We start from the raw sequence: 17,465 nt of genomic DNA on the forward strand, positions 1-17,465 counted from the left end.
TATATACATATTAATGTAAGTAGTAAAATAATGTTCCTTGGATTTATATATTTTTTCATACTTTTTATACTGACCATCTTATTTCCTCTGTGTATTTTACGATTCTTGTTGAAGAATAGCACCTGTTTAGTACAAAAATAGATAAATATTCAAAATTTGTGAGGTGCTTCACATTTTTTAAACAAAATAGGAAGCAGGAATGTTGAGTGATGAATAGCGGTGAGAAAACGGCTTAAACGGCTAAGAGAGGATATTTGAAAAATAAGAAATATGAGTATTTTTTCTTTTATAGCTAAGCATCAAGTGTAAGCTTATCGTACTCTTGGTTCATTCTAATAATGGTCATATTTACTCCTTAACTAATAGGTCAAACGTATAAAGTCCAATTATATTTTTGCATTCATCTAAAGGGTATATTCGAGTGATGTTATGTCCTTGCGTAATTTTATCCCAAAACCGATAACTAGGACCATTATATATACCACCTAAATATTTCATTTTCATAAATAATTTATGATCTTTAATCACAAAATCTTCTTGATTGTAGAGCTGCAATTCGGAGCCGAACTCATAGACAACAGATTTGTACTTAAACTCATTGATTGAAAATGTCTGTAGCCGCTTGCCTTTGATACTTTTTATAAATAGGGTAGTGTCAAATTCCATTATTTGTGCGGGATCTCCGTCGGCATCTATGATAAAGGAAGGCTTGCTGTGATTGAGATAATCAGTGGCTTTATCAGCGAATTCTTCAATGGTTGTTTTCGGTATTATCCAGATTTCACATCGCTCGTCATAGTTACAGGAATCGTATCGTTTTTTGCTATCATCCCGATCCTCTTTCATAGCATCAATAAAGCTGTATATGGTGTTTTCTACGCCTGCCTTAGCACATTGTTCGGCTTTGTCTTTTTTGTATAGTGCATAAGCGATGAGGATACCTATGCTTAAAATGAAGATGAGGTAGAATCGGTTTAACTTTTTCATTCGGGCTTTCCTTTTATCATCATTGGCAGTGATGTTTTTTCAGCACAATAGGTGTTTATTTGCGCAGAATAACATCTGTTTAGTATAAAAAATAGATAAATGTTCAAAATTTGTGAGGTGATTTATATCTCTCTAGGCTGCGAGTTTTATACACATAATAAAGATAAAAGAATGGATACAAGATCGTTTTAGAAAACACATAGATAAATATCACCAATAAAACCGAAATAACAAATACAATCTTTCAAAGTAAATACAAATGCCCGATATCAACATCGGGCATTTTGTAAAAATCTACTAGGATATTACCGCTTGTATTAACTAAAGCAACGACGGCGCTGCATCAAGTAAGATACGGGTATACTCTTTCTCCGGATGATCGAAAACATCATTGGCTTTGCCTTGTTCGACAATCAAGCCGCCGTTCATTACCACTATGCGATCGGATACTTGGCGCACCGTTTGCAAATCGTGGGAGATGAATACCATCGCCAAATTCAGTTCCTTTTTCAGATCCGCTAACAAATTCAATACCTGTGCCCGTACGGAAACATCGAGTGCGGAGGTTGGTTCATCAGCGACAATCAGTTTCGGATTAAGCGCTAAGGCACGGGCAATAGCCACCCGCTGTTTTTGCCCGCCGGATAAGCGGGTTGGTTCAACCAGTGCCGCCGAACGGGGCAAGCCTACCCGTGAAAGTAAATCATATACCCGTTTTTCCCGCTCGTGCGGTTGTAGAATATTATGAATATCCATCGGATCTTTGAGAATATCCAACACCCGCATTCTCGGGTTAAGCGCGGTTGCCGGATCTTGGAAGATGACAGACACTTGCCGCCCAAACTGTTTACGCGCTTCTGTACTGCCATACTTCATTTGTAAGCCGTTAAATTTGACCGAGCCTTGTGTCGGTTTTTGTAATCCGATAATCACACTGGCGAGGGTAGATTTTCCGCAGCCTGATTGTCCGACAATCCCAACCGTTTCACCAGCGTTAATTGTCAAACTCACACCGCCAACCGCCGTGAATTTTTTCGGGTTAAATAGTGAACCGTCCCGGGAAGGAAATTGCACGACGATGTTATCTAATTCAATGATCGGTTGTGCTTTTAATGGTTTCATACTCATTATTTATCCCTCCAAATGAGAAGCCCAAAGGTGCTTAGGATGATCGCCCGTCGGCACAAGTTTTAAACGTTGATTCGGATTTGCATCCGGTCTGAGCGAGCGGCTGGCAAAACGGTCGCCTTTTGCAAAATCAAACGGCGACGGTACACTGCCCGGAATTTGATATAAACGTTCCGCCCGACATTCCGTAGAAAGTACCGACCCTAATAAGCCACGGGTATATTCGTGGGTTGGGTTTTCTAGCAACGGTGTCGTCGGCGCAGCTTCTACCACCTGCCCAGCGTACATTACGGTAATATGGTGTGCAATTTGAGCAACCAAAGCTAAATCGTGGCTCACAAACACCATCGCAAACCCTAGTTTTTCCCGCAGTTCATTCAACAACTTAATCACTTCCGCTTGTACCGTTACATCAAGGGCAGTTGTCGGCTCGTCCGCAATCAGTAATTTCGGCTCTCTGGCTAACGCCATTGCAATCAGCACACGCTGACGTTGCCCGCCGGATAGTTCGTGCGGATAACGGTTGAGCGTTTTTTCCGGATCGAGTTTCACCCACTGTAACAAGGTTTCTGCGCTTTGTTTACCGCCACGGCTGATCAACTGTGCCATTTGGTCTTTGATCCGCATTGACGGATTTAACGCACTGAGTGCATCTTGGTAGATCATTGAAATTTCGTGTCCACGCAGGCTGTTGAGATCCGGCGAGGTTAATAAATTATGTTGTTTACCGCTGCGATCCGTAAATAGAATTTCTCCGCTAATTTTCGCCGTACTTGGCAATAGTCCCATAATTGAGAAAGCAGAAATTGATTTACCGCAACCGGACTCACCCACCAAGCCCATTGTTTCCCCTTCATTAACGGTGAAGCTGATATTATCCACCAATGGAATATCGCCATAGCGGTTCGGGAAACGGATAGAGAGATTTTTAACTTGTAAGATCGGTTTTGCATTCGGATCTAACTGCATACGATCGGTACGACTTTTCTCTTTCTCATTTAATTTCAATAAGTAACGTTTAAGGGCAAGCCTCTCTGCCATTGCTTCTTGCACATCGGTCGAAAGCGGTTTAGATACATCTTCTTTTTTCGTGGTCGGACTGCGTTTGAGTTTTGGGTTCACCAATGCATCGGTTAAACCTTCCGCGAGAATATTCAGTGCCAGTACGGTCAATAAAATCATCATTCCGGCAAAGGTTGTTGCCCACCAGAAACCGCTTAAGACAAGATTACGCCCTTCCGCTAAAATATTCCCCCAAGACGGGTATGGCGGCTGCACGCCTGCCCCTAAAAATGATAGGGAGGCTTCCAGTACAATCGCATCGGCAACCATTACGGTCGCAAAAACCAAAACCGGTGCGGCAGTATTGCGTACCACGTGTTTAAGCAAAATATAGGTGCGGCTACCGCCGATGACCCGCTCGGCACGCACATAATCTTCTTCCCATTGCGCCACCACATTTGCACGTACCACACGGGCTAACTGCGGAGTATAAACAATCGCAATCGTGATGATGATGACCGGAGAAGAATTACCGAATGTGGCAATCAAGACGGCAGCGAGTGCAATCCCCGGAAACGCCATCAGAATATCCATCAAGCGCATAATCACTTCATTGCCGAATTTTTGTGCGGTTGCCGCCGTTGCACCGAGAATACTCCCGAAAATAATCGCACAGCCTACTGCTCCTAAACCGATAAAGAGGGAGGTTCTCGCCCCATACACAATACGGGAGAAAACATCACGCCCGAGGCGATCCGTGCCAAACAGATAATCTGCACTTGGTGATTGTACCGGTCTGATCGTTTGAAGCGGATCGTAAGTGGCGACCCAAGGGGCAAACACCGCAATAAGTGCAACGAAAACAATAAAGCCGAGGGCGATTTTTGAACTGGTTGGTAACGCTCTAAATCTTGCACCGCCCGACGCAAGTCGTTGAGCTAATCCTTGGCGAAACATTATAGACTCCGAATTTTTGGGTTAATCAGCAGGTAAAGAATATCCACAATAATATTCACTACCACGAAAGTAAACGCAATCGTCAAGACAACGCCCTGAACTAAATGCAAATCGTGATTAACAATACCGTTAAAAATCAATTTACCCATTCCCGGCAAATCGAAAATCTGTTCGATAACCACTGCGCCGCCAAGCAAATAACCGACACGCAAACCCAGTACGGTAACCGGCGTGATTAGCGCATTGCGTAAAACATTATGACGGATCACCGTAGCATAGGGTACGCCGTTACCGATCGCCGTACGGACATAATCTTTATCCATCTCTTCCACCATTGAAGTACGTACCACACGGATAAGCGAGGCACAAACCGGAATGGCTAATGCTAAAGACGGCAGTGCCATTGACGCAATATATCCGCCGACACTTTCGCTGAGGGGGACAAATCCGCCTGACGGTAACCAATCTAATTCAAGGGAGAACCATTGGATCAATAAAATCCCTAACCAAAATGACGGTGTCGCGACTGCGGCAACCGAAATAAAGCGGATAATTTGGTCAATCAAACGATCTCGGTGCAAGGCGGCTAACACGCCAAGGCTGAAAGAGATAATCGCTGCTAAAAATACGCCGATGAATGTCAGTTGTAATGTGAGCGGAAATGATTTGCCGATCATATCAATAATCGGCTGCTCCGGTGGTGTAGTCATTCCGAAGTCAAACTGCAATAAATTCACAATAAAGCGAAAATATTGGACGATAATGGGGTCATTCAGTCCGTGCTGTTCACGGTATAGTTCTTTTGCCGCTTCACTGGCACTCTCCCCTAATGCCACAGTGGCAGGGTCGCCCGGCGTGAATTGCAAAACAATAAACACTAATGCTGTTACGCCAAGCATCATAATCGGCAAAGCCATTAGGCGACGTAATAACAAACGAAGTACAATTTCCATTTTATTCTCCGATTAAACGGTGAGTGGATAGATAGCTATGAGAGGGTAAGCAAGCGGTCGGTTTTTGTAAAAAATTCACACATAAAGACCGCTTGTAAAAGGGTATTCCTTAGGTAAGGCCTCTTAATGCCGCCTACTCGCCGTAGGCGGATACAACTTAATAATTATTTGCGACCAACGCCGACAAAAGAAAGACCGGTTGTCGGTAACGGTTGGAAGCCGGATAATTGCTTATCGTTCCACGCCGTTGGTAATTTACGATGCACGATTGGATAGAGCGGTACTTCTTTCGCAATAACATTGATGGCTTTTGTCCAGAAACCTCTCGCTTCTTCGGCTGTTTTCGCTTTAACCGCTTCGTCTAAATATGTTTGGACTTCCGCATACTCCGGTGTGTCTGACCAGCCAAAACGTTTTTTCGGCCAAACATCACCACGGAACCACCAGCTAAGTAATAGATCAAGGTCATTACCGAAAACAGACGGATCACCCGGTGCAACCACCACTTCATATAAGCCTTTATCCACGTGCCCGCCGTATAGTGCGCCGGATTGTAGATGTTTCAAGCTCACTTTTACGCCCGGAATGGCATTCCAAGATTCGAGAATTAACGGCGCACACTCTTTCACCCAAGAGTGATCGGTTGAAAGCAGTTCAAATTCTAATTTTTCAACACCCGCCTCTTTGAGTAATGCCGCCGCTTTCTCTTTGCTGTATTCATATTGAGTGTCGGCTTTCACATAATCAGGGTGAGTCGCTTGCACATAGGATGTCGCTTTTTGTGCATTACCGAAGAATGCCACATCAATCAATTTCTGCGTATCAATGCCGTGATGTAAGGCTTGACGTACTTTCGGGTTATCAAACGGCGCTTTTTTACAGTTAAACATTAAGAACAGTAAGCCGAAAGATTGCACCGCTTCAACCGTGCCTTTACGTTTTAAACGATCCGCATCTAAGTACGGCACACTTTCAATCGCTTGTACACGACCGGACTCTTGGGCTGTTACACGAGCGGCATCGTCAGAGAGTAAGAACCACGTCATTTTTTCCACTTGTGCCGGATAGATACCGTTATAAGCCGAGTTGGCTTCAAATACGATACGATCGTCTTTGACGGCAGACACAAATTTATAAGGCCCCGTACCGACCGGATTGGCGTCAAATGCCGATTGTCCAGCTTCAACCAAGGCTTTCGGGACAATTTTAACAATGGTTAAACGCTCTTTAAACAACGCAAACGGATATTTCAGTTTAAATTCCACCACTTTATCATCGACCGCTTTCACCGTCTCAATAAACGGAATAAATTGAGCAAATAAAGAGGCTTTTGCCGGATCAAGCACACGTTCAAACGAGTAAACTACATCTTCGACAGTAACCGGATTACCATTATGGAATACTGCACCGTCACGCAAAGTAACACGCCAAGTGGTGTCATCAACTTGCTCCGGCTCTTTCGCCGCAAGGGCTAAATACGGCTGACGTGTTGCCGGATGTAAATCAACCAACCCTTCAAAGATATGTAAGTTAGCGGCTAATGATGATGCACCGCTTGAAGTCAGCGGGTCAAAACCGGTGGAGATAGGGTAAGCAATACCGGCTTCAATCGTTGAGCCTGCTGCCGGTGCGGCATACGCATTTGAGGAGAGCGAACCCAATGTGCCGCTAAACGCAATACCTGCTCCTACGCCGGCAACCAATTTCATAAAGCCACGGCGAGATTCGTTATGTTCAAAATGTTTAGCCATAAAAGACTCCTTTAAGGTGTTGTGTCTAAGAGGGTGATTAACTTCAGTACAACTGAATCTGAATAATCGTTAAACGCTTTTAACATTATTTGGAGTAATTCAATCAAAAATAAAGTTAAAAATGAATTAAAAACATCATAACAGTAACAAAAGCTATGTCAACATTTTGTCAAAACCAATCTTGACATTTGTGATCTAGTTCACGAAATTGCCGCTATTCCACCGGCTGGTAGCCGACATCTTCAAGAGTCGGATGATTGGCACCCGCCTTCGCCAACTGATCGCAAATCTCATTTTCATGGTGTCCGGAATGCCCTTTTACCCATTTCCAATGCAGTTGATGACGGTGAATTGCCTGATCCAACGCTATCCATAAATCCTGATTTTTAACCGGCTTATTCTGGCTGGTCTTCCAGTGATTCTTCCGCCAATTAAAAATCCATTTTTGAATACCGTTTTGCATATATTGACTGTCGCTATAAAGCAGCACTTGGCAGGGTTCTTTCAGCAGATTAAGTGCCTCGATCACGGCCCGAAGCTCCATTCGGTTATTTGTGGTTTGGAAATAGCCTTTGCTGACGGTTTGCTCTTGCCCTTTATAACGCAACAAAATACCAATGCCGCCTTTACCGGGATTTCCCAAGCAAGAGCCGTCCGTAAAAATTTCAACCTGTTTCATTGGTGAGTTACATCACAATCGTTTTATTTTGATGAACGAACACGTGATCAGCCAATACCAACTCTAATGCACGGCTTAGCACCGTTTTCTCGACATCACGCCCGGCACGCATCATTGCATCGGCAGTATAGGTATGATCAATATTGATGACATTTTGCATAATAATCGGCCCTTGATCCAGTTCATTATTGATAAAATGTGCCGTTGCGCCGATAATTTTCACGCCTCGTTCATAGGCTTGCTGATAAGGTCTTGCACCGATAAATGCCGGTAAAAAGGAATGATGAATATTGACTACACGGTTAGGGTAACGCGCGACAAATTCCGGATTTAATACCCGCATATATTTCGCCAACACAATATAATCCGGCGTATATTGATCGATTTTCTCGGCTAATTGCTGGTCGTGTTCCACACGGGTTAAGCCTTCGTGGCTCACTAAATGGAACGGCACATCAAAACGCTCCGCTAAGCTGCGTAATGTATCGTGATTACCAATCACCGCAGCAATCTCAACCTCCAGACCGCCGTAATAGGTTTTCATTAAAATATCGCCTAAACAGTGCGCTTCCTTGGTGACTAAAATGACAATCCGTTTCTGTTTTTTAGGTACTAACCGATAATTTGCCGCTTGTGGCAGCGTCAAATCCAAATCCGCCAACAAGGTTTGATCGTTAAAAATGCCCTGTAATTCCGTCCGCATAAAGAAACGTCCGGTTTCGGCATCCACAAACTCACTATTTTTCACAATATTCAGTTGATGTTTGTAACAAATATTGGTGATTTTAGCGACTAGCCCGGTCGCATCCGGACATTCCGTTAATAAAATTTTATGTTCAATCATTATTTATCCCATTAAATATGATCAATTATTTAGCACAAGAGTGAATAAACCATTCTATTCTTATTACAAATAACACATTACTTTTACAAAAAATCGGTGTTATCTCACCGCTTGTTATTTCAGCTTATTTAAATAATCACTTTTTTATTCAATAAAATGATAAAAAGAGAACCGGCTGGGGTTCTCTTTTTATGATTATTTAGAAAAACAGTGTCAATTAAATTTCAAAATCACTTAATGACTTACCGGCATCTAATGCACGTTGAATTTCACGCGGGGTGCGACCTTGCCCCGTCCAGGTTCTTTCATTGCCTTTATCATCGGTAAATTTATATTTCGCAGGACGTGGCGGGCGTGAAGTTCTCACTTTCTCCGTTGTGCCTGCTAATAATAAAGCAAGTTCCTCGGCAGAAATTCCATCGGCTTCAAGCATTTCCTGATATTTTTTTAACCCTTGAAGACGTTTTGCATTCTCAAGCTCGCGCATTTTTTCTGCTTCACGCTTTTCTTCCACCACAAAAGTAACTTTTTCTAAAATAGCTTCCATTTGTTCCAACGTGGTTTCACGAGCAACAACACGTAAACTACGAATATTAGACAGTGTTCTTAATAATTCAGACATTTTTATCTCCTATATAAATAAAACTTGTTTTATTGTCTTAATTATGAAATCTATCTTATATTAGCTTAATTTATTTTTTAGGTAAACAAAATAATAGTATTTTTTAAACAAACTCAATAACAGCTGAATAATAATTCGGCATTAGTTTAAATAATTTTTCATTTTTCCTGTTGGAAATGACACTGATTTAGTGGTAATCTAACAGTGTCCTACAAATTGTAGAGGTGCAAATCCGATAAGTATTCTTTTCGAGTGGAAAACGGTGAAGAAAGAAGAAAGGCGGATTTGCCGAAATCAATTAAGCGTCATCTTAATTGGTTGGGGTCGTTACCGAAAGGGACGACACTGTCATAGTGAAAACTATGGAGTGCTACTGTTAGGCTGGGTTTTTCATCATTATTTTAATTTCCCTTCCTTAATATTATTTTTATACTCAATAGTGTAAATTTACTCAGTAGATCTCTTTCTTTGTATTTGGCAATCATTTAACAAAACAATCTTAGAGGTTTTATGAATTTGGTCGATTATTCTCAATCCTTATGGTCGGTTGTACCGGCATTATTAGCGCTTATTTTGGCAATTCTCACCCGTAAAGTGATTATTTCGCTCAGTATCGGCATTATTGTCGGTGCATTGATGTTAGCCAACGGGCATTTTGTCGATGCCGTTGTACATCTAAAAAACAGCGTTGTTTCCTTAGTTTATACAGAAGAAGGGCTGAATGCCAACAATGTTAATATCGTCTTATTTTTGATTTTATTAGGGATTTTAACTGCACTATTAAGTATTTCCGGCAGTAATCAAGCCTTTGCCAACTGGGCGCAGCAACATATTAAAGGCAAACGTGGTGCAAAACTGATGGCTGCCGGCTTGGTCTTTTTTACCTTTATTGATGACTATTTCCACAGCCTTGCGGTTGGTGCGATTGCGCGTCCGGTTACGGATAAATTCAAGGTTTCACGGGCTAAACTTGCCTACATTTTAGATTCGACTGCCGCCCCAATGTGCGTGTTAATGCCAATCTCAAGCTGGGGAGCTTATATCATCACCTTAGTCGCCGGTTTACTCACAACTTACGGCATCACCGGTTATTCCCCATTAGGCGCTTTTATGACAATGAGTGCGATGAACTTCTACGCCATTTTTTCAATGGTAACGGTCTTCGCCGTGGCTTACTTCTCGATCAATCTCGGCTCAATGACCCGCTTTGAACAACAAGCCCTTAATGCACATAGCAATGCGGAAAACACACTCTCACAAGGTCGCGTAAGTAGCCTGATTTTGCCGATCATTACCCTGATTGTTGCTACCGTGGCTATGATGATGTACACCGGTTATCAAGCACTGGCAGCAGAGGGCAAAGCCTTTGATATTCTCGGTGCGTTTGAAAACACCACTGTCGGTATCTCATTAGTGGTTGGCGGATTAAGTGCCATAGCGGTTGCCACATTGCTTATCGTAGCAAGTCGTCAAATTAGCATTGAAGACTATTTCAAATCTTACCTCATCGGCACAAAAGCAATGTCCGGTGCAATCCTCATCTTATGTTTTGCTTGGACGATCAACGGTATCGTGGGCAATATGCAAACCGGCAAATATCTCTCAACGCTCGTTGCGGGCAATATCAATACCGCATTCCTGCCTGCGATTTTATTTGTACTCGGCACAGTGATGGCATTCTCCACCGGCACAAGTTGGGGCACATTCGGCATTATGTTACCGATTGCCGCCGCAATGGCAGCCAACGCAGAACCAAGCCTTCTACTGCCGTGTTTATCTGCGGTAATGGCGGGAGCGGTCTGTGGCGACCACTGCTCACCGATTTCGGACACCACAATTTTGTCCTCAACCGGCGCACAATGTAACCATATGGATCACGTTACTTCCCAGCTACCTTACGCAATGACCGTTGCTCTAGCCTCGCTGATCGGCTATTTAGTGCTAGGCTTCAGCCAATCCGCCCTACTTGCTTTTGGAGTAACTGGTGTGATCTTATTTGTACTGCTCTCTTTATTTAAAGCGAAAAAAACCGCCTAATACAAGCGGTTGGTTTCAGTGAATAAATTCGGTTTATGTAGGGGGGTGCCAATTTAAGCCTAATTTTACAAAGAGCTACGCTGGCGTTCGTTTATTAATAACAATATTGATTTGATTTTATAATGAACGCCAACTTAGTATCCCGTCCCGACTTAAATTCAAACAGTCTCTCCGTGCCGTTAGTATATAATTCTATAAGTAACACTCCTCACTTAAATTTATTCATTTTTAGTCTGATAAAATTTCACCAAAATCTCTTTTAAACAGGCAAATACATAGGCAACACGAGTAGGCGTTATCCCTTGATAAGGACGATACAGATACAGTTTCCACATTGGTACGTTCAGTGTTGGAAAGAGTTCAATCAGTTGCCCCTGTATCAAATCTGCTTCGCATACCCATTCCAATAGCTGTGCAACCGTTCTACCGGTGCGAGCGGCGATCAATTCGCTCTCCATATTATTGGCAATAAATGCAGGATGAATCACCCCTATTTGCTGCTGTTGATCGATATACCAATTCCATACTCTTCCCGTTTTTGGGTTAAATAAGCCACTTAACGGATACCTTTGTTGTAACTCTTGCAAATTTTTCGGTTTACCTAACCGCTTGATCAGAAGTGGAGAAGCAACAATTTTCTCCCGCACATTACAAATATGATGTGCCACCCAATCAGCCTCCGGCTCAAGACAAAGGCGTAGCCCAATATCAATTTGATGACAGACACTATGAAGCTTATCCAAATCGACTTGCCAATCAATTACTACATCCGGGTAAGGTGCCAGTTTTTCCAATAATGCCGTTAAAATCGCTGCCTGCCGGGGTAACGGTGGCAAAGTAATCCTCACCACTCCGCTCATTTCATTTTCGTTCAGTTTAGTTGCAAACAGTGCTTCGCTTTCGGCGAGTAAGCGTTCGGCTTTCAGTAAAAATTGGCTACCAAACTCCGTCAACACAATATTGCGGGTATTACGCTTAAATAGTTGTTCCCCCAATTGTTTTTCCAATTGGGCAATTGTGCGACTCACCACTTGTGGTGATACCGCTAATCGATGGGCAGTTTCCCGAAAATTCAAAGTTTCACAAGCAACACAAAAATAGCGTAAAGCACTCAATTTATCCATATTATTCCTTTTTTAGAGATAGTTTATGCCATATTTATCTATTTTATTATGATAGACATCTACTATAATCGCAAACCTATTTCTCATATGTCATTTTATTACTTGGAGATTTTTTCTATGACAGCACTGAACACACAACCTGTACCGGATTTCGCAGAACATAACGCTTTCTTCCCCTCTGATTATTCTCTTAGCCAATATACCTCACCACATACCAACTTTGATGGGGTCAAATTCAAACAGAGCTATACAGGCGGTAAATATAAAGTATTGATGATTGCCACAGACGAACGCTATTTACAAATGCAAAATGGCAAATGGTTTTCCACCGGCAACCACCCTGTCGAAACATTGCTTCCTACGTTACACATTCACCAAGCTGGCTTTGAAATTGAAGTAGCAACTTTATCGGGCAATCACGCTAAATTCGAAATGTGGGCGATGCCGAAAGAGGATCAAGCAGTAGCAACTATTTACAATACCTATCTGCCTAAATTAAGCAAACCTCACAAATTGGCAGATATTCTTGATGAAGTTACTCAAGAAAACTCTCCCTATCTCGCGGTTTTCATTCCGGGCGGACACGGTGCGTTCAACAAAATACCGGAAAGCCGTGAGGTTCAACAAATACTGGATTGGGCATTGAAAAACGACAAATTTATTATCACTCTATGCCACGGCCCTGCAGCATTGGTTGCAGCAGCCATTGATCGCATTGATGAGGATTTTCCGTTCAAAGATTACGCCTTATGCGTCTTTCCCGATGCATTAGACGAGGGAGCAAATATTGACATCGGCTATATGCCGGGCAAATTACCGTGGTTACTTGCCGCTCGCCTTGAACAGTTAGGTATGAAAGTATTAAACAAAGACATCACTGGGCAAGTTCACCAAGACCGTAAATTACTGACTGGCGATAGCCCGTTAGCAGCCAACGCACTCGGCATTTTAGCAGCCGCAGAATTATTGAAAGCCGTTGGCATAGAATAATACGAATACAAGCGGTTGATTTTAATCCATATTTTGCATAATTATTTTCTGTTATGCTAAATTGAACTTTGTTCTCCGCAATAGAATGCGACGCCGGTGTCCGTCCCTTTATAGCATTTTAATAAAATGTAGATTTTAACGGACACCTGCGTGTAATCCCCATAATACACTCCTAATAGCCATTGATACTTTTTCCCCATAATACCGAAATTTTGCGCTATTATATTATCAAGGTATAAATATCTATGTGATAAATTGTAAGACGGCTACACCAACCTCCTTTACTATACCCACTTGCCGACATATTTAAACTACCAAATATAATACGGAACAGATATGCTCTCTTTAATTGATGCCTATATTGCATTAGTCAACAAACTGCCTAAAGGAAATCGGCAAATGGAAAGCTTTAAACGTTCATTATTGATGTATAAAGCCGACTATCTTTTGCATAAATCGGATATCCCCAAGCACAAAATAAAATCCGATATTTTACAGGGCATATACGAATTTCCCTCACTAATGTCCGAGTTATTTTCACCGCAACACTTAAATGATGCCTACCACGCCTATATTGAATTGATGTGTGATGAATATCACTTTATTATTGCCGAGCCGTTTTTCCAACTAAAAATAGCCCGTTTAGCAAATAAAAAAAGGCTACACAATATTAACCAAATCATTTTATTCCACATTCACCAACATTCAAGTCGGAATTAGTCGATCATTTTATTGGCAATACATTTTACGAATAAAAAATCATACACTAATGTAGTCGCAATGCCGATTACCCACCACACTATCCAACTACTCATATTTTGTAATATCGCAATATAGAGCGGATTGCCAATGGCATAATCCATTAACGGCTGGCGAATTAACCGCCCATTATGGCTAATTCAATCACTGCCATTATCGTGCCTCTTACTAGCACACTTCGCCCTGCTAAAGTCTGCCTCAATAACAGATATAAGAATGTCATTCCTATGCCGGTTTCAATACTGGTCAAAGCGGCTAAATATTTCACCTCCCAAGACGGTACGGTTTGAATATCGCTTAGCTGACCTTGAAGATAGGGATCAAGCCACTCCACCATCGCAACGTGCAATATAAATCCACACATAGAGATAAAGATTGCGGTTAATATAAAAACGATGATTTTCATTCTCTCCCCCATATTACACAAGCGGTCGGTTTTAATCGCTATTTTGCAAAAAATCGCGCCAAACCGACCGCTTGTACAAGGCTATTTTAACGGTGTCGCTGTGCGTTTGAGGACGGCAAGCAACTCACGGATATTTTGCACGCCCTGTGTCGCCAGCCATTGTTGTGCGGCACTCACACCCTGCATTTTGTAACAGATTGCGCCGTCTGCCCAAGTCGCCCGCCCGCATAATACGCCGTTAAATCGGCTGCCGGCGGCGTGGGCAAATTCTAGCGTTTGTTGGAACAATTCTGCCGATACACCGGCGCTTAAGAAAATGAAAGGGAGCGTGGTGGCTTCACTTTGTGCTTTAAAATAGGCTTGCGCTTCGCTTTGGCTGTATAATACATCGTCACCAAACCCTTCGACATATTGCATTACCACCGGTACTTCTACTTTCAATACATCAACGCCAAAACGTTTATCGGCAAAAAATGTCATAGCCTCAATCACTTTGCTGGGCTTGCTTTGGGCCAGTTGGCGTTTATCTTCCACCTCACCGTCATAGGTCAAAATTTCAAGGAAAAGTGGTATCTGCTCGGCATTGCACTCACTGGCAACCCGTTCTACAAAAGCGGCTTTGCGATCATTCACGGCTTTCGGTGCATCAATATCAAAATAAATCAATAATTTAACCGCCTCAGCCCCCTGCTCTTTCAGACGGTAAACGGACACATCGTCAATCAAATCCGGATAACGCCCCGCCACGCTTTTATCATAGCCGGTTTTTTCGTACGCCATTATTAAGCCGCACTGCTGCGCACGTTGTGCTGCCGCCTGCCAGCCAAATTCCGGATCAAGCAAAATGGACGAGGCATAGGGGGTTAATGAGTGTGAGATAAGGCTTTTAAATTCGCTGATCTCGGCAGCGGAAATCGTCTCGCCCATCATTCGCTTTAACGCACCTCGCTGATCAATCGCTAATGCCGCAATAATGCCTTCAGGGGTACAGAGCCGTTTGAGATAATCTTGTTTAGTCATTTTATGCATCCTATTCATCTTCGTCCGTTTGAATTTGTTTGAGTTGTGCCGCCACATCGTAAATTTGCGAGCGTGCATTTTCGAGTAGATCCGCAGTGCCTTCGCTTACCACACTGATCACCATTGGCAAATTCATTCCGCTAAATAATGAGATACGATCGAGATAACGCATTGCCACATTGCAAGGCGTACCGCCGATAATGTCGCACAGTACCACTGTTTCACCGTCTGTACGCGCAAGTGCCTGCTCAAATTTTTGCCGGAAATCCTCCGTGCCTTCGTGGGGATAAAGGCACACTGTTTGCACCTTGTCGATTTTGCCTAAAATCATTTCGGCAGTATCAAGCAGCCCCTCGGCAAACTCACCGTGGCTGATAAGCATTAAATTCATAGTCGCTCCTTTAGTTTGAGATCTTTTCTGTGGTTAAGGGTTGGTAAATCGGGCGATCGCTAAAGCGTAAACAGCTTGGGCGAACGCCTTCGGTTTCAAACACAATAATTTGGTTACGCCCCGATTTGAGCAGCGGCGCAGGCAGATACAAATAGCAAGTCGGCCCAACCGACCAATAGCGCCCAAGGTTTTCGCCATTCACCACAATCACGCCTTTACCCAAATTTTGCGTATCAATAAAGGTGTCCTGCGGTTCTCCGCCAATCTCTAACCAAAATTGGTAAAACGAAGGGGTGGTCGGGTCGGCTTTGCCGCTAAAATCCAGCCGTTCAAGCCGTTCAAAATCAAGGGGATAATGCTGCCATTGGGTGTGAAAATGCAGATCGAGCATTACCCCGCCGGTAATGCCTTTTCGTTGCGTTGGGGCTTGCAGTTTGCCGCCGTAATTGACCCGCCCTTGATTTTCAACCAATAGATCCAACTGAAAATGATCGTTTGGCGTCTTGAGCATCACTTCACTGCCGATTTCGTGCTGATACTGGGTGGCGACTTTTTGCTGCTGATTGAAAATCTGAATCCGATCACGCCCTTGGTAAATTCTAAGCTTGATCTCTCCGCTTGCACTGCTAGGCGTTGCACGGTAAAGCAGGTAGCCGTAAGGCGTACCGAGTTGTTCCATTGTTTGCGGATAGGGAAAATCCTGCCGTTCGGCAACTTGATCTAAGCAGTTAAACAGCGACACTTCATTGGCTAACGGCACGTTGGGGTAGGCAGTCAGGCTAGGCAAAATCGGTGGTCGGATCGGGCTGGCATCGGGGTAGTTTGCTATGATCTGTTGTAATAAAAAATATTTTTCGCTTGGCTCGCCCCATTCCCGTATCGGTGCGTCATAGTCATAAGAGGTAACTTGCGGTAAATCGGTATCGCCCCGCACCGAGCAGCCGTTCATAAAACCAAAATTCGTGCCACCTTGAAACATATAAAAATTGACACTCGCCCGTTTGAGCAGAGCCTCAACACAGGTTGCCAGCTCCTGCGGATCACGGCTAATCATCGGTTCGAGCCAACGGTTAAACCAACCGTCCCAAAATTCCATACACATTAGCGGAAACGATTTGCCGTGCCGTGCGAAATAACGCTGTAATTCCGCTAGATTTTCAGCGGAACGAGAGCCAAAATTGCCGGTCGGCAGAATGTTATCTTCAATCAATGCCCCTGCCTCTAGAGCATCTTGCCACGCACCGTCCGACGTAAAGAGCGGCACATCAATCCTGTTTTGCCGCATTAAAGCAGCGATCGCCCGCAAATAGTCTTTATCATTACAGAACGAGCCGTATTCGTTTTCGATCTGCATCATCAAAATATGACCGCCACGGGTGATTTGGTAAGGGGCAACAAGCGGCAACAGGCGGGCAAAATAGTGCGAGACTTGTTCAAGAAAGATCGGGCAGGATTGACGTAATCGGATATTCGGGATATTGAGCAACCACGCGGGCAAGCCGCCAAATTCCCATTCGGCACAAATGTAAGGGCTAGGGCGCAAAATCACATATAAGCCGAGATCTTGGGCGGTTTGTAAAAATTTGACCAGATCCGCCCGCTTGTCGAAATAAAATCGGTCAGGCTGCGGCTGGTGTAAATTCCACGGCACATAGGTTTCCACCGTGTTACACCCCATCGCTTTCAGGTTAAATAAGGTGCGATACCAATATTCCGGCACAATGCGAAAATAATGCACCGCCCCTGACATTATTTTGAACGGTTTGCCGTGCAGCAAAAAATCCGACTGTCCGATTTGAAACGGCATAAATCCCC

At 43.4% G+C, this 17,465-nt stretch carries 17 protein-coding genes and 1 riboswitch; of the genes, 3 read left to right on the forward strand and 14 right to left on the reverse strand.

Features of this window, described 5'->3' with window-relative positions; translation table 11 throughout:
• Positions 1-348: 348 nt before the first annotated feature.
• The 8 genes from E4T80_RS10140 to E4T80_RS10175 form a co-directional block, all read right to left on the reverse strand.
• Complete coding sequence (locus tag E4T80_RS10140) at positions 349-987, reverse strand: hypothetical protein (protein ID WP_135058060.1); 639 nt, start codon at positions 985-987, stop codon at positions 349-351.
• A gap of 321 nt (positions 988-1,308) precedes the next feature.
• On the reverse strand, positions 1,309-2,115 hold the full coding sequence (locus E4T80_RS10145; RefSeq protein ID WP_047977137.1) for an ABC transporter ATP-binding protein: 807 nt from the start codon (positions 2,113-2,115) through the stop codon (positions 1,309-1,311).
• 3 nt (positions 2,116-2,118) lie between these two features.
• On the reverse strand, positions 2,119-4,074 hold the full coding sequence (locus E4T80_RS10150) for a dipeptide/oligopeptide/nickel ABC transporter permease/ATP-binding protein (protein ID WP_135058062.1): 1,956 nt from the start codon (positions 4,072-4,074) through the stop codon (positions 2,119-2,121).
• Entirely contained in the window at positions 4,074-5,027 is a 954-nt protein-coding gene (locus E4T80_RS10155) for an ABC transporter permease (protein WP_135058064.1), read from the reverse strand. The genes E4T80_RS10150 and E4T80_RS10155 overlap by 1 nt, the downstream gene beginning before the upstream one ends.
• Before the next feature lie 164 nt (positions 5,028-5,191).
• Entirely contained in the window at positions 5,192-6,778 is a 1,587-nt protein-coding gene (locus tag E4T80_RS10160; RefSeq protein WP_135058066.1) for an ABC transporter substrate-binding protein, read from the reverse strand.
• Between the two features lie 214 nt (positions 6,779-6,992).
• Positions 6,993-7,457 (reverse strand): ribonuclease HI, encoded by a 465-nt coding sequence (rnhA, locus tag E4T80_RS10165; RefSeq protein ID WP_135058068.1) that lies wholly within the window; start codon positions 7,455-7,457, stop codon positions 6,993-6,995.
• A gap of 7 nt (positions 7,458-7,464) precedes the next feature.
• Positions 7,465-8,301, reverse strand: coding sequence for a formyltetrahydrofolate deformylase (gene purU, locus E4T80_RS10170; protein WP_135058070.1), 837 nt, complete (start codon positions 8,299-8,301; stop codon positions 7,465-7,467).
• A 217-nt stretch (positions 8,302-8,518) separates the two neighbouring features.
• A complete protein-coding gene (locus E4T80_RS10175; protein WP_135058071.1) occupies positions 8,519-8,923 on the reverse strand; it encodes an H-NS family histone-like protein in 405 nt (134 codons plus the stop codon).
• Positions 8,924-9,134: 211 nt separating this feature from the next.
• Positions 9,135-9,304, forward strand: a riboswitch (Lysine riboswitch).
• 129 nt (positions 9,305-9,433) lie between these two features.
• Here E4T80_RS10175 and E4T80_RS10180 point away from each other — a divergent pair.
• A complete protein-coding gene (locus E4T80_RS10180) occupies positions 9,434-10,960 on the forward strand; it encodes a Na+/H+ antiporter NhaC family protein (protein ID WP_135058073.1) in 1,527 nt (508 codons plus the stop codon).
• Positions 10,961-11,178: 218 nt separating this feature from the next.
• On the opposite strand, the gene E4T80_RS10185 is transcribed toward E4T80_RS10180, so the two are convergent.
• Positions 11,179-12,084 carry a LysR family transcriptional regulator gene (locus tag E4T80_RS10185; RefSeq protein ID WP_135058075.1) on the reverse strand — a complete coding sequence of 302 codons (906 nt, stop codon included), beginning with the start codon at positions 12,082-12,084 and terminating at the stop codon, positions 11,179-11,181.
• 117 nt (positions 12,085-12,201) lie between these two features.
• On the opposite strand from E4T80_RS10185, the gene hchA reads away from it, so the two are divergent.
• Positions 12,202-13,074 carry a glyoxalase III HchA gene (gene hchA / locus E4T80_RS10190; protein WP_135058077.1) on the forward strand — a complete coding sequence of 291 codons (873 nt, stop codon included), beginning with the start codon at positions 12,202-12,204 and terminating at the stop codon, positions 13,072-13,074.
• A 336-nt stretch (positions 13,075-13,410) separates the two neighbouring features.
• The gene (locus E4T80_RS10195; RefSeq protein ID WP_135058079.1) at positions 13,411-13,794 is read left to right on the forward strand and encodes a hypothetical protein; all 384 of its coding nucleotides are present in this window, start codon (positions 13,411-13,413) and stop codon (positions 13,792-13,794) included.
• Here the strand turns inward: E4T80_RS10195 and E4T80_RS12825 are convergent.
• From E4T80_RS12825 to E4T80_RS10215, 5 genes are all read right to left on the reverse strand, one after another.
• Positions 13,791-13,937: a hypothetical protein gene (locus tag E4T80_RS12825; protein WP_167740720.1), complete on the reverse strand. Its 147-nt coding sequence runs from the start codon at positions 13,935-13,937 to the stop codon at positions 13,791-13,793. The genes E4T80_RS10195 and E4T80_RS12825 overlap by 4 nt on opposite strands.
• Before the next feature lie 14 nt (positions 13,938-13,951).
• Positions 13,952-14,239 (reverse strand): hypothetical protein, encoded by a 288-nt coding sequence (locus E4T80_RS10200; protein ID WP_135058081.1) that lies wholly within the window; start codon positions 14,237-14,239, stop codon positions 13,952-13,954.
• A gap of 81 nt (positions 14,240-14,320) precedes the next feature.
• On the reverse strand, positions 14,321-15,259 hold the full coding sequence (locus E4T80_RS10205; RefSeq protein WP_135058083.1) for a tagatose 1,6-diphosphate aldolase: 939 nt from the start codon (positions 15,257-15,259) through the stop codon (positions 14,321-14,323).
• A gap of 10 nt (positions 15,260-15,269) precedes the next feature.
• Positions 15,270-15,650 (reverse strand): PTS sugar transporter subunit IIA, encoded by a 381-nt coding sequence (locus E4T80_RS10210; RefSeq protein WP_135058085.1) that lies wholly within the window; start codon positions 15,648-15,650, stop codon positions 15,270-15,272.
• Positions 15,651-15,660: 10 nt separating this feature from the next.
• Positions 15,661-17,457: a glycoside hydrolase family 35 protein gene (locus E4T80_RS10215; RefSeq protein WP_135058087.1), complete on the reverse strand. Its 1,797-nt coding sequence runs from the start codon at positions 17,455-17,457 to the stop codon at positions 15,661-15,663.
• Positions 17,458-17,465 lie beyond the last annotated feature (8 nt).

Source organism: Muribacter muris, from assembly GCF_004569585.1.
In the GTDB taxonomy this organism is placed as follows: Bacteria; Pseudomonadota; Gammaproteobacteria; order Enterobacterales; family Pasteurellaceae; genus Muribacter; species Muribacter muris.